The sequence below is a fragment of the Paenibacillus sp. J22P15 genome (assembly GCF_056269345.1).
This window is the reverse complement of sequence record NZ_JBWDNT010000002.1, coordinates 193263-206747: the sequence shown is the minus strand read 5'-3', so window position 1 is coordinate 206747 and position 13485 is coordinate 193263. Positions and strand designations below refer to the sequence as shown.

Below are 13485 nucleotides of genomic sequence, written 5' to 3'. Positions count from 1 at the left end.
CGGAATGGACTTTTCTGTTTTTGAGGATGGACTTTTCTATCTGACGTAAAGGTGTGTCGGGTTCGTGAACGGGGATTGTTCAACACGCAAAAAAAGTCCGCCCCAGGCTCCACGCCTATTGACCGGACTTTCTATAATAGTAGAAATGCCTTGGCTATAATTCCACCATCGCTTTAATGACCTTCGATTCGGGCTTCAGCCAGTTGTCGAAATGGTGGATCATCTCTGTAAACGGTACACGATGCGTAATAAAGCTTGCGACGTCGATTCCTCCGCTTCGAACTGCTTCTTGAACCGCAGCAAAATCCTCTTTTGTCGCATTTCGGCTGCCCATTAACGTCATTTCTCGCTTGTGAAACTCGGGGTCGTTGAAGGAAATATCCGCCTTAACGAGACCAACATATACCAGCTTACCGCCATGTGCAACGAGACGAAATGCATCGCTCATTGATCGGACGTTGCCCGTTGCATCGAATACGACAGTCGGATACTCTCCATTCGTTAACTCGGCAATCCGTTCCTCCGCTCCTTGCAGAGCATTCACCGTCTCATCTACCTTCGCCCATTGCTTGCAAAACGTCAGCCGCTCCTCTTGAATATCCATTGCGATGACGCGCGCGCCGCAATGCTTAGCGAAAGCCATCACACCCAGCCCAATTGGTCCTGAGCCAATAACTAGCACCGTTTCTCCTGCCCGAAGCTCCGCGCGGCGGACGGCATGCGCTCCGATGCTCAGCGGCTCCAGTACCGCTGACTGATCGAGTGTCAGCTCGTTCGTGACGAGCAAATGCGTTGCGGGTACGACCACCCTCTCACGCATACCTCCGTCGACATGAACGCCAAGCACCTTCATGTCTGTACAGCAGTTCGTTTTGCCATAACGGCAAGCAATACATTCCCCGCAGTGCAAATAAGGGATGACACTAACCTGATCTCCCACCTTGATTGAGCTCTCCGGCTCATCAATCTGTTCTACAATTCCTGCCAGCTCATGCCCGAGTACACGCGGATAAGAAAAGAAAGGCTGATTGCCCTTATAAGCATGCAGATCAGTACCGCAAATACCAATTCTCCGAATACGAACGACGGCTGTCCCCGGCTGCAAGACAGGCTCCACTTGCTCTACTAGACTCAGCCGATCGATTTGTTCACATACAATTGCTTGCACTTTGCAGCACTCCCTTATACGTCGATACTCGCATTGTATTCATCTCTCCCGCTTCTCCAACTAAGGTTATGAACCGGCTCCAATATCGCAAGAACCTCTCGCAGCAGCTCTTCATTTATCGGCTCGTCTGTCCATTCAATATTTTTGCGAATGTTATCCGGATTGGCCGTACTGACCAACGTAGTCGGAATTCGCTCGTTCGCCGTAGCGAATTGTATCGCCAGCTTGGCGATATCTTCTCCTTTAGCTGTGCAGTGCTCGGCTGCTCTCCGGCATACGGCGCGTATATGCTCGCCAGCGGGATGCCAATCAGCGATCGATCGGTTGCCGAGCAAGCCCATCGACAGGGGGGATGCGCTAATGAGGCCGACTTGCTTCTGCTCTAGCAGCGGCAATAGCTCTAGCAAAGATGTGTCATTTAATGAGTAATGGCAATAAGAAAGTACTGCATCCAGCTCGGTATAGGCAATCGATTTCTCAAACACGGCAAGCGGAAGTCCCGAGACGCCGGAGAAACGAATCTTCCCTTGCTGCTTGAGCTTATCAAGTGCAAGGAATGCACCTTCTGCAACCTGCTCAAAGGGTACAAATTCGATATCATGCAAAAACAATATATCGATATAGTCCGTCTGCAGCCTATTCAAGCTCTCTTCCACACTGCTAATAATGCGCTGCTCAGAGAAGTCGAACTGATCTGCCCCATAGCGACCGGCCTTCGTCGACAGAATAAACCGATCTCTAGCAATTTCTGTGATCGCTTTCCCGAGTACGGTTTCCGCCTTTGTTAAGCCATAATAAGGAGAGGCGTCAATTAGATTGATTCCCATATCTACCGCCGCATGCACCGTACGCACGCTTTCCGTATCATCCGTCTCTCTAAATACAGAACCTAACGAGGAAGCGCCAAAGCTGAGGGCCGACACTTCCATTCCCGTCTTCCCGAGTTTACGATATTTCATCTATATCCACTCCTATTATGTGGTTCCGACCGTTTTTTATCGGCCATCGGCCATCATCAGTCATCACAGCTGCTACAAAATAACCCCGTCTTTAAAAATCGCGATTTCCTTGAACCCATTGCGTTCGTTATGTGTTTGCAGCTCCCCAGATGCTAGGCTGATCAGCTGCTCCCACAGCTCATCGGTCAGCTGCTCCATACTTTTGTCTTCAAGCAGCTGTCCTGCATTGAAGTCGATCCAGTTTTTCTTACGTCCGGCAAGCTCACTATTCGTCGCGATCTTCACGGTTGGAACTGGACCGCCGAATGGCGTTCCCCTTCCTGTGGTAAACAATACGATATGCGCCCCGCCCGCACATAATGCGGTTACGGACACAAGATCATTGCCAGGCGCCTCTAGCAAATTGAGACCGCTGCTCGTAATACGCTCCCCGTACGGCACAACATCTTGTACAATCGCATGTCCGCCTTTCTGCGTGCAGCCGAGTGATTTCTCCTCTAGCGTACTTATGCCTCCAGCCTTATTGCCCGGTGAAGGATTCTCGTAAATCTCTTGATCATGCTTAATAAAATACTGCTTGAAATCGTTAATTAAATGAACGATTTTGTGAAATACGTGCTCGTTCGCTGCGCGGTTCATCAGAATCGTCTCTGCGCCGAACATCTCTGGCACCTCGGTTAATATTGCAGTACCGCCCGCCTCAATTAAGCGATCGGATACCGCACCCACGAGCGGATTTGCCGTTATACCCGACAAACCGTCCGAACCTCCGCATTTCAAACCAAGCTTCAGCTTCGACACGGATACCGGAACCCGCTTGAAGCGCTCGGCATAGCGGACAAGCTTCTCTGCCAGCTCCAGCGCGTCCTCAATCTCATCCTCCGCATCCTGCGACTTTAGAAACTTCACCCGCTCTGAACTATGCTCGCCGATAGCCCGCTTGAACGCATCGATCTGATTATTCTCGCAGCCAAGACCAATGACGAGAACGCCTGCAGCATTCGGATGGTTCACAAGCGAGGCGAGCAGCTTCTGTGTGTGAACAAGGTCGTCGCCCAGCTGCGAGCAGCCAAACGGATGTGCAAAATGATACACGCCATCGACACGTCCCTCGTAGAGCGCATGTGCTTTTCTCGCAACAATCTCACAGGTTTTGTTAATGCAGCCTACCGTGTTAATAATCCATATTTCATTGCGAATGCCGACGTCGCCATTCTCACGAACGAAGCCTTGGAAAGTACGGCCAGCGCCCGGAGATGCTGCTTTCACATGCTCAGGCGCAATCTGCTCATAGGAATAATCGATGAAGCCCTTCAAGCCAGTCCCCATATTATGAGTATGAACCCAGCTGCCCGGCTCAAGATTTCCCTTCGCTACCCCTATCGAATAACCAAACTTCAGCACATGCTCTCCCTCACGGACAGCACGCGTCAGTATCTTGTGTCCTTTCGGCACCTCACCTTGAAGTTCGATCACAAGACCTGTCTCAAGCGTCAGCTCATCCCCCTTGGCAAAAGGCTGCAGCGCGATAACGACATGATCATTCTCATGCAATCTAACCCAGCTATTCATTCGCATTTCGCTCCATTTCAGCCATGTTAACACTAATTGCAGCCACTAATTCCGGCCATTGAGCCGCCAAATTACATCCCCAGATCTGCTCTAAACTAAGCAGCCTTGACGTCGTCTGCTCCAGCGTCCATTGCTGCTCTTCTGCTTCCGACCATACCGATGCAATCACCGCAAGTAACACTGCATCATCCCGTACTGTATAAGAAGCGCCGCTAAGCGTTTTTCCCTCGAAGCCCGCTTCCGTCTGCTTTATCTTGTAATATCGCAATAGCCCGGCAAATCCTTGCACTAGCCCGCTTGGCATCGCCTTAGCACCTTCTGCATAATGAAGTAAAGAAGGCAGCAGCCTTACCTTAAATTTACTAAGACTGTTCATCGCTATATCCGCAAGTCTATGGCGAATAAACGGATTTAGGAACCGCTCGTACACATCCTGCGCATAAGCCTGAAGCTCATCCTCCGCAATCGTGAGTGAAGGTATAATTTCCGATTCTACCGCAGCCCGCACCAGAGAACCGAGCATCTCATGCTCCATCGTCTCACGTACCTGCTCCATATCGTGCAGCAGGCCAAGCGGTGTCATAAGCGTGTGTGCTCCGTTCAGGATACGCACCTTACGAAGCTGGAACGGCTTCAAATCCTCGACAAAGTGTACATTCAAACCCGCCTTACGCAGCGGCAGCAAATCATCAAGCTCCGGTTCAGCCTCAATTGCCCAAAGTTGATATGGTTCTGCTGTGCTTAGCATGGAGTCGGAATAGCCCCATTCACTAAACCAAGCTTCAGCCTGCGCCTCGTCTGGATAACCTGTCACAATTCGGTCCACCAGCGAGTTCAAAAATCGGTTATGCCCAGTGACCCACTGTTTGAACGCTTCGGAATAACCCCAGTCATCGCTATAGCGCAAAATACAGCTAAGAAGCTCATCGCCATTACGTTCCAGCAGCTCGCAAGGCAAGCATACTAAGCCGCGCTCCGGGTCACCGTTAAAATGAATAAACCTGCGATAAAGCAGCTGCGTCAGCTTACCGGGAAATGACTGAATCGGCTGTCCCTCGATCAACGACTCCGGTCGGTAGATAAGCCCCGCCTCCGTCGTATTGGATACGACGACCTGCAGATCTGGGCTTTCAGCTAATGCGAGATATTCATCCCAATTCGAATAGGGATCAAAAACTTTGCTGAAGACCGAAACAATTTCTGTCCTCTCTACACTAGCTCCATTTTCCAAGCCGCGAACGACTAACGTATATAATCCATCCTGTTCAGCAAGTGCTTCGATCTTGGGCTTACCGCCCGGACGCGGCTGCGTTACTGCAATACTTCCTTCATATAATCCTTGTTTCTTGCATTGATGAATCATCCAGTCGAAGAAGCCGCGCAAAAAGTTGCCTTCGCCGATTTGCAATACAGTAACTTTAGCCTGCTTCGTTTCTTCATATAGTCGTGTCTGTTCCTCGTTTAACTCTCTAGCATTTAATCTAGTCATATTCGATAGAACTCCATCGCATTTTGTCCATATAGAAGCTCTCGCTCCGATTCGGTCCAATTGTCAGGCAGAGCCTGCTCAAGTACAGCAACAACCTCATCGTAACTTGCTGCAAGCAAGCTAACTGGCCAATCGCTGCCAAACATGATCCGCTTGCTTCCAAATACCTCAACCACATGCTCAATGTATGGTTTAAAATCCGCAAACTGCCACTTCTCATGATCCGCTTCAGTCACCATTCCTGACAGCTTGCAATATAGGTTAGGGTGAGCAGCGATTTGACGAATTTGGCTTTTCCAAGGCTCCATCGCTTGGTCCTTTATGCGCGGCTTCGCGATATGATCGATAACCGCATGCAAGCCGGGTACTTTATCAAGGAGTTCTACTAATGGTGCGAGTTGATGCGATACGACTAACAAATCTATTGGTACACCTTTCTCAGCAAAATAAGTTAGCGCTTCCACAAAGTTAGGCGCAAGAATCGCATTTGCGTCGGGCATCTCTTGTATCATAATACGAAAGCCTACAAATTTCGGATGCTGCGCAAAGCGCTCATAATGATTGCGATAGTCCGGATCTGCTAGATCAAGCCACGCAACGACACCTAATATCGTCTCTGACGATTCACTTAATGCGAGTAAATAGTCCGTTTCCGCAAGCGTAGCCGCCGCCTGAACAACGATCGAACCGTCTAGTTTATGTTTATTTAAATGAGGCTCCAAATGCTGCGGCAAATAATCTCGGTAAAGTACCGGAAGCTCTGCTGTTATCCAGCCATAATCCCCTCGCTCCATACTCCAATAATGTTGATGCGCATCCAATCTCATCTCATCCGCCTCTTTTCCAATAGAGTAGCTTCATCTTCATTATAAAAAACAATATTGACGACTGAAATGATCAATACATGCATATTTGTACTCTTTTTTGATATTTGCTACAATCAGTCTGATCCATAAATGAGAGCGAGATGAAATCTATGCATCCGTATCGCAAAAGGTTCGATGCCAATACTCCATTTCCATTCGAATGCGTCTATCGAGATACCAAAAGTGCGCAGAACGAATTGCCTGACCATATTCACGATTGGTATGAACTCGTTTATATTTATTGCGGCAAAGGTACTTTCTTTATCGATCAGACGTTTTATGATGCCGTACCTGGCGATATCTTCCTCATTCCCGGCAATACGATTCATCGCTCCTTTCCGGACTCGAATGATCCCAAGACTTCGACCGCTCTATTTTTTAATGCTTCACTCGTACATAGTCCCCCGCTTGGTGACTCCTTCTCCTATTTACGCTGCTTCGAGCAAGCCAAGCGCAGGAAGGTGTATAAGCTGACGTCGTTGTCAGATTATGAGAAACAACAAATAATCGATTTAATTGATCGTATACGCATAGAGGAATTAGACAAGCATCCAGGCTATCGTCAAGCCGTCCTTCTTCACCTTCAGCAAATATTACTGCTTCTCGGACGCAGGCTCGTTCCCTCAGTAGAAGGTCAAGTTGTATTCTCATCAGCGCCTAGCTGGATGACCACAATTTTAACTTATATCGATGAGCATCCGGACTATCCGCTCGGACTGGCACAGCTTGCAAAACGCGCATCAGTTACCCCAGCCCATTTCTCCCGTGTCTTCAAGAAACTGACCAGCATGAACCTCACGGAATATGTCACGACCAAACGAATTATTCGCGCCAAAGAACTGTTAATGGAAAGCGAGGTTAATATCGCCGAGATTGCCGAGCAATGCGGCTTCGAAAGTCTTCCGCATTTTCACCGCATGTTCAAGAAACTAACAGGCATGACCCCCTCGCATTACAAAAGAAATGATTAATTAAGCGGCATTCATACTATTTCTACATTACTTATGTTGAAGGAATGAATTGACTGCTTTCGGAGTAAAGGTGTATAATTCTTCCAATTAATAATTTTTAGGAGGAACACCATGTCTGAACAAACAGTAACCGACAGATTGGAGTCATTAGGAATTGTTCTGCCAAATGCTAGTGAGCCTGCGGCTAAATACGCAAACTTCGTTGAAGTGAACGGATTATTGTTTGTCTCGGGAAAGGGACCTACTGGTAAGCCTAGTGGGAAGCTAGGTAAAGATTATTCAACCGAAGAAGGTTATCAATTTGCTCGGCAGACCGGGATTGAAATTCTGGCTGTGTTGAATTCAGCTTTAGGTTCTTTGGAAAAAATCAAAAGAGTTGTTAAGATTCAGGGTTTCGTAAATGCAGATGCAAATTTTGAAGAACATCATAAGGTGTTAAATGGCTGTTCTGATTTAATGCTAGATGTTTTTGGTGAAAAGGGTATTCATGCACGTTCAGTCTTCGGGGCAGTTTCATTGAGAGACAATCTTCCCATTATCGTTGATTCCATTTTTGAGGTTAAGGTATAGGCATAATTCCCCTCTCTTTAACGATAGTTGAATAGCATACATCGATGAGCAGGTCCTGTGGGAGCCTGCTCATTTTATTAAGCTAACTGGCAGTTTAACCTGTTATTACATCACTTCTCGTTTGTAACCAATTCTTCTCTCAACTCGTTCATATTTATGTAAATACTTAACTTGGAGGGAGATCATTTTGAATAAAGTGTTTGTTTTACTCGTATTTGTGCTGGTTCTGGCAACAGGATGTTCACCCGACAATAATAGTGAATCAGACGAGCGTTGGAATCATAAAGAGGGTTTTGTTGTTGCGAAAGAAAACGGTAGAGTACTGGTGGTGCGTGACAGGGTTGATAATATTGAAGCACCACTTAACGAAATATTGGAAGACGCTCAGCCGAATGCAATCTGGCTTTCAGTGGACAAAAAAGGTTTCAATGCTGTCTCGGTAGGTGACCAAGTGAGCATAAATATCCCTAACGGGGCGATAGACCAATCCTATCCAGCTCAGGCGTCGGCGGACGTGATCAAAAAATAGGAACTCCGCTAACGGGTACGATAGCTCAATAAGCACGAATAAACGGCAGCCGGTGAAGTGGCTGTCGTTAAAAAAACTATGAGCACATAGGCTGGTTAGCAACCAGCAGTGATTGATTTGATAGTCGAAATTGATGGTTACTTTGAGAATGTACTGCTTACGGGCAAAACATGTTCAATCATAGAATTAAGAAAGAAGTACAATATTGCCAAAAGACAATGCACAAACATAAATGATTTTTTAACCATCTTTTGCAGACTATTTGAATTTGAACTAATACCTGATACAACAAAAAAAGAATTCGGATTGATTTCGTAATTGATACAGATATAAACCATATTTATAGACTAAGGTACTAAACTAATTGAACAAACAAGGAGCAGTTTGCTACGCGGCAGTAGCCCCTTTCTTTGTTAAGCTAACTGGCAGTTATCTTTAATGAAACGGGGAAGATTCATGGGGGTTCAGAAAACTACTATTAATTGCGGGTTTGTTACTATCCATTTGCCAGATGCAAGTCAAAATAAATACTACATTTTTCAAGACCTAACAAGTCCATTAGGCGTTGAAGAGAATTATATTGCCGAGAAAAAAATACAAAGATATTTGAAGTTAAATGTACCAGACGCCAAAGTAACTTTTGATTCTGAAGCTGATAACTGCGCTATTTACGCCTCAAAAGCTGAAAGTATGGTGGGAGTACTAAAAACAATAAAAGCACTGGCTGTAGTTGATAATATTTCTGATACGGCAATATTAGGCGCGACCGAGGCTATGGCTGCTTGGGTGAAACCTAATCCACAGAAGTGGAAAGAAGGTGACGTTTTTACATTCCTTCTTGAGGATGATAAATCTAAAGCGTATGGACAAGTACTAATTCGAGACAGTAGGTTTAGCGCAATATGTGCCTTATTTAATGAAACGTATCAGGGAAATGACATTGTATTAACGGATAACATACTAAGCATTGTGCAGATAAATGCAAATCGTTTAAATACGTTTGAATGGAAAGTAATTGATAATCAAGATTTAGCTGTAACAATTAAATTAACCCCAAATTTAACGAGCCATTTTTATTCGAGTCATATGTTTCATAAGCTGGCAAATGCTTATTTTGGTATAACGGAATGGCAAGATTATTACGGTGAAATGTTATGGGGACAGAATAATAGAAAATGATTAATCTAACGGGACACGTTTGTTCAATAAAACAGCGACAGTCTAGGACTTTATTTTCTCGTCCTTGGCTGTCGCTGTTTCAATTTCTAGGCTCAGTCTAAAACTTATTTTATGGAGTCTGACGGTATGACAATTCGAAAATATGCGTGGAATAAAGACATCCAGTCTAATACTTTATTTTCTGCTGACACCCGCCAGCTAACCAACCGATTAATAATGACAACTGTAATAACGGTATAGATGAAGCTATGCACCGGCTCAATTCCTCAGCCCATGCATAGCTTTTCTTCGTTTATTAAACTATGATCCGAACAATCTCATAAGCAATATACCGGCGAACGCAAGTGAAATGCCGGTTATCTCTACCTTCGTGAACTTCTCCTTCACGACGAAGCGTGTATAGAGAAGTACAATCAACACATTGAGCGCCGTCACAGCAGATACAAGCCCAGCTTTGCCGAGATCAAACGCTGTTATAATAAGCATCATACCTACAGCATTTGTCGTACCGACAGCTAACCCAATTAGAAACGTTCGTTTACCGCTCCATGCCGAGGGTTGTTCCGCCAGAGCAGCACTCTGCGACACACGTACCTCTGGGGCCGATGTACGCATCAATGCTATCCCCTGCTTCGCTCGCTCGGCTTGTAAATCTCGCAGCCACCATAGACCAAAACATGCAGATCCAGTTATAAACATAAAAAACATCGTCGGAAACAACTCTGCCTCCATGATCGTCGACCACTTACCTGACAAATCATTAGCTGCAAACAGCAGCATCGCCAGCAGTCCCCATTGTGCGCCTTGCAAATTGCTCAGCGAGATGTCATTCGATAGGCGAACTAGAAGTACACCGCCAATAATAACGACAAATGCAACAAGCTGCATTGCGTGCAGCTTCTCTCCCCACAGACCAAAAGCAACCACTACAACAACAACAGAAGGCAACGCCGTTAATATCGCAACAAGCGACGCTTTGCCTACTGCAAATCCTTTGAACATGCTTGCATTCGCACCAAAGGAAAACAAGCCCATCTGAATACCGATAAGTGCTGCCAATGTCCAGTTCGAGGAAAAAATAAGCGCGCACATACCATTTACGATCGCTCCCATCGTAAACACGCCGCACAGTAATAAATTACGATTAAGCGGCTTCTGGCTCGTCCAATGATACAAAATGCCACGGAGGCCAAAACATAGGGCCGCGAACACCGAATAAGTAAGCCACATGAGTGCAATATAGCCCCTTTCTTAAATCAAACCTATATGAACGATAAACAAAAAAGAAGCGGTTGTCTACACCGCTTCCTTTTTTTAATCTATATTCACCTTTCTATTCCCATAACGAGAAAGATTCTACTATCGCGAGAGTCGTTTAAATTTAATCGGATGAGCTGCCTTTACTGAACTTTCTTCTCCACCACGCAGCCAGCTCAGCTCTGTGTTCTTCTTGAATAGAAAAAATCCAGAGAGACATCCAACTAGCAAAAGAATGATCATCCACATATTCTGATCCCCCTTCATGTCTATATATATGTGAAGAATCAGCGTGTAAATGAATTCAAGTTCGTAAATCCCATTTATTATCTATGGTAGCAAACGCAATAATTGGTTATAATATCACAGCATACTTCTAAGATCAGCAGTATTGTATCTTCTTAGGCAAGTACAAACATAACATTAGTGGGGGAAAATACAGCATCATGCAGCATGAATCACATTCAAATGTCAAAATTGTATCCGCAGATCCAAGCGCCATCGGACTGTTTGGACTAGCTATTGTTACGCTAGTTGCATCTTCTCAGAAACTTGGTATTACTGAAGGCCTTAGTTACGTCATTATTTGGGCTATCTTCCTCGGCGCTTTTGCCCAGCTCTTCGCTGCCATACTAGATGGCAAGCATAACAACACATTCGGTATGACTGCCTTTGGCGCATATGGCTTCTTCTGGTTAGGAGTTGCAGGATGTTGGTTAATCAAGCTAGGCGTGTTTGGAGCAGAGCTTGCTTCCAACATTGACGGGAAGCAATTGGGCTTCGCTTTTCTTGGTTACCTCATTTTCACTATGTTTATGACCATTGGTGCAATGGAAACAAACAAAGTTTTGTTCTCGATCTTCGTATTTATCGATCTGCTTTTCCTCGGATTAGCTCTAAATGCTTTCGGAATTGCTCCCGAGTTTTTTCACAAGCTTGCTGCCTATTCTGAGCTTATTATCGCACTTTTATCTTTCTATGGTTCTGGGGCAGCCGTTCTGAATGTACACTTCGGTCGTGTATTTCTACCGACTGGTAAACCATTCGGGATATTCAAGAAATAACAAACAGCCGCTCATCACGACGATTCGTGATGAAGCGGCTTTTTTTATCCCCCAACCTTACTAGGCAGGCTGTAATGTCTATTCTCTTATTAAAATAAAGGCTATGTTAAATTTTAATGTTGTTTTTAACCCCAAAAGAAAACCGCCCTTTGAAAAGGCGGTTAATTTAACTATCGTTCCCAGTTAGTTCAATCCTCTATTCTATGATATTTAGTGCTTTTTGTATTTTTTCTCCGTATTTCGTTTCGGACAGCTTAGGGGTTCGACTTGTTGAGTTAACATTGCTGTAATAAAGAACTAAATAATTGCCTGACTGATAAACGATTGGTGCGTGGGAACTGAGAAGCTGTATTTTCTCTTCGAAATGTTTATTTCCAAGGTCTCGTTTTTCTTTCGAGCCAAAATCATAAACCCTTATGAATTCGTTGTTAACCAGTTTATAGCTAATAGGTTGAATGCCATCAAGATGAGTTTCGACAGTTGATTCTATTTGACTAATGTTATGTTCGATGGACTTCACGGCTTCATTTACGGAAGTATACTTTTGTTGAGATGAACATGCACTCAGCAAAAACATGCTTAAAACCGCAACGAATATAAATTTTCTCATGAAATTACCCCTTTCTTATTAACTGCTAATCATTAGACGTTCAGCATTCACAAAAGTTCCAACATTTTACAGAATCCCTGTCTTGGTTATTCCACTCTACTGCCCGATAGTTCAGCAAGATGAAGCCGTTAGTCGAAGTTTATTGTTTGTCTCATTTACAGTAAACAGACACGAGGCGACCAACATATTTTTCTTATTCGACGTTGTGTTCTCATATTCCTTGCTGTCTAAATAACGAAACCAAGCTAAATAATGTTGCAAATACTTAGTTGCAACACCGTTAAAGCGGTCAATCCAGCGTTTCAGTCGGCTATGGTAGTTGTTCACGTTCTGAATGTGATAAACACCTTTCACACGCTGTTTCCCGTCGGACTTAAAGCGGTAATGATCTAACCCTTTCGAATTGGCGTAGGAACTAAATGCCCGCCATGAATCCGTACAAAGTACGTTCGAATATGATAAATGACAGCCAATCGCTTCATCCAATTTTGTAGTCCGAATGCGTCCACGTCCAAGAACGCCAGAGAAAGTCATCTTCTGACGGTCGCGAGCGACCAACACACAAACTTGCTCATTGCTGATGCCACGGTATTTAGATTTGCCTCCACTTTTACGGGGCTTTCGTCCAGTGATGTTCCTTTTACCCTTTTCAGAGTGCAAGAAATAGGTCTCGTCCATTTCTACGATGCCTTGGAACGATTCGGTTGGGATTTGCTTTAGAGCGGAAAGAATCTTATGCCGCCAGTAGAACAAGGTTACATGCGGCACCTCATCACCCAATTGCTCGGCACATTTCCTTAGCGAGAAACCTTCAATCATGCATTCGATGAACCGAACCCAAAGATGAGGTCTTCTGGTGCGTTGAAGAGGCGTATTAGTGAGGTCGTTGAAAGTTTGACGGCAGGCTTTGCAACGGTAACGTTGGCGTTTGACGACTCCAGTACGCGTCTTAATCATGTATTTTCCAAATCTCACAACAAAATGGCTGTCGCAATGTGGACAAACAAGCCCAGCTTTATGTTTTTGTTCCTGGATTTCATCAATTGCACGAATAGGAGCCGACAGGGGTTCCATTCGAGACTGTAAGAAATATACAAGTTCCTGTTTACCGCTTTCATTTAATGCGGCAGCGAGTTTCTTAATTTCGTTCGGAGTTAATCAATTATCAACAACAAGATTTAACATAGCCAAAATAAAAGTATTGGCTGAAAGTGGCAATCACCTTATAATAACAAATATAGGCATCTTCGC

Annotated in this window: 14 protein-coding genes; 5 read left to right on the top strand and 9 right to left on the bottom strand. The window is 44.9% G+C overall.

From position 1 onward, the window contains the following. Window positions 1-154 precede the first annotated feature (154 nt). From AC0YN6_RS05820 to AC0YN6_RS05800, 5 genes are all read right to left on the bottom strand, one after another. Window positions 155-1168, bottom strand: a complete 1014-nt coding sequence (locus AC0YN6_RS05820) for a zinc-binding alcohol dehydrogenase family protein (protein ID WP_475745704.1) — start codon at window positions 1166-1168, stop codon at window positions 155-157. A 14-nt stretch (window positions 1169-1182) separates the two neighbouring features. Beyond that, window positions 1183-2127: an aldo/keto reductase gene (locus tag AC0YN6_RS05815; RefSeq protein WP_475745703.1), complete on the bottom strand. Its 945-nt coding sequence runs from the start codon at window positions 2125-2127 to the stop codon at window positions 1183-1185. Window positions 2128-2199: 72 nt separating this feature from the next. After that, entirely contained in the window at window positions 2200-3699 is a 1500-nt protein-coding gene (locus AC0YN6_RS05810) for a UxaA family hydrolase (protein WP_475745702.1), read from the bottom strand. Then, window positions 3692-5188, bottom strand: a complete 1497-nt coding sequence (locus AC0YN6_RS05805) for a tagaturonate reductase (RefSeq protein ID WP_475745701.1) — start codon at window positions 5186-5188, stop codon at window positions 3692-3694. The genes AC0YN6_RS05810 and AC0YN6_RS05805 overlap by 8 nt, the downstream gene beginning before the upstream one ends. Then, on the bottom strand, window positions 5185-6015 hold the full coding sequence (locus tag AC0YN6_RS05800) for an amidohydrolase family protein (RefSeq protein ID WP_475745700.1): 831 nt from the start codon (window positions 6013-6015) through the stop codon (window positions 5185-5187). Before AC0YN6_RS05800 ends, AC0YN6_RS05805 begins: the two co-directional genes overlap by 4 nt. Window positions 6016-6155: 140 nt before the next feature. On the opposite strand from AC0YN6_RS05800, the gene AC0YN6_RS05795 reads away from it, so the two are divergent. The 4 genes from AC0YN6_RS05795 (at window position 6156) to AC0YN6_RS05780 (ending at window position 9303) form a co-directional block, all read left to right on the top strand. Beyond that, window positions 6156-7025 carry a helix-turn-helix domain-containing protein gene (locus AC0YN6_RS05795; RefSeq protein ID WP_475745699.1) on the top strand — a complete coding sequence of 290 codons (870 nt, stop codon included), beginning with the start codon at window positions 6156-6158 and terminating at the stop codon, window positions 7023-7025. Window positions 7026-7136: 111 nt separating this feature from the next. Continuing rightward, a complete protein-coding gene (locus AC0YN6_RS05790; RefSeq protein ID WP_475745698.1) occupies window positions 7137-7595 on the top strand; it encodes a RidA family protein in 459 nt (152 codons plus the stop codon). A gap of 196 nt (window positions 7596-7791) precedes the next feature. Next, on the top strand, window positions 7792-8124 hold the full coding sequence (locus AC0YN6_RS05785) for a DUF3221 domain-containing protein (protein ID WP_475746270.1): 333 nt from the start codon (window positions 7792-7794) through the stop codon (window positions 8122-8124). A gap of 456 nt (window positions 8125-8580) precedes the next feature. Then, complete coding sequence (locus AC0YN6_RS05780; protein WP_475745697.1) at window positions 8581-9303, top strand: hypothetical protein; 723 nt, start codon at window positions 8581-8583, stop codon at window positions 9301-9303. Window positions 9304-9603: 300 nt separating this feature from the next. On the opposite strand, the gene AC0YN6_RS05775 is transcribed toward AC0YN6_RS05780, so the two are convergent. Both AC0YN6_RS05775 and AC0YN6_RS05770 read right to left on the bottom strand, forming a co-directional pair. Then, window positions 9604-10533: an EamA family transporter gene (locus tag AC0YN6_RS05775; RefSeq protein WP_475745696.1), complete on the bottom strand. Its 930-nt coding sequence runs from the start codon at window positions 10531-10533 to the stop codon at window positions 9604-9606. Between the two features lie 129 nt (window positions 10534-10662). Then, window positions 10663-10809, bottom strand: a complete 147-nt coding sequence (locus AC0YN6_RS05770) for a hypothetical protein (RefSeq protein ID WP_475745695.1) — start codon at window positions 10807-10809, stop codon at window positions 10663-10665. A gap of 197 nt (window positions 10810-11006) precedes the next feature. Between AC0YN6_RS05770 and AC0YN6_RS05765 the strand changes: the two genes are divergently transcribed. Continuing rightward, entirely contained in the window at window positions 11007-11624 is a 618-nt protein-coding gene (locus AC0YN6_RS05765; RefSeq protein ID WP_475745694.1) for an acetate uptake transporter, read from the top strand. Window positions 11625-11820: 196 nt separating this feature from the next. Here the strand turns inward: AC0YN6_RS05765 and AC0YN6_RS05760 are convergent, their stop codons facing one another. Next, entirely contained in the window at window positions 11821-12234 is a 414-nt protein-coding gene (locus AC0YN6_RS05760) for a hypothetical protein (RefSeq protein WP_475745693.1), read from the bottom strand. Window positions 12235-12345: 111 nt separating this feature from the next. After that, complete coding sequence (locus AC0YN6_RS05755) at window positions 12346-13377, bottom strand: IS1595 family transposase (protein ID WP_475746269.1); 1032 nt, start codon at window positions 13375-13377, stop codon at window positions 12346-12348. Window positions 13378-13485 lie beyond the last annotated feature (108 nt).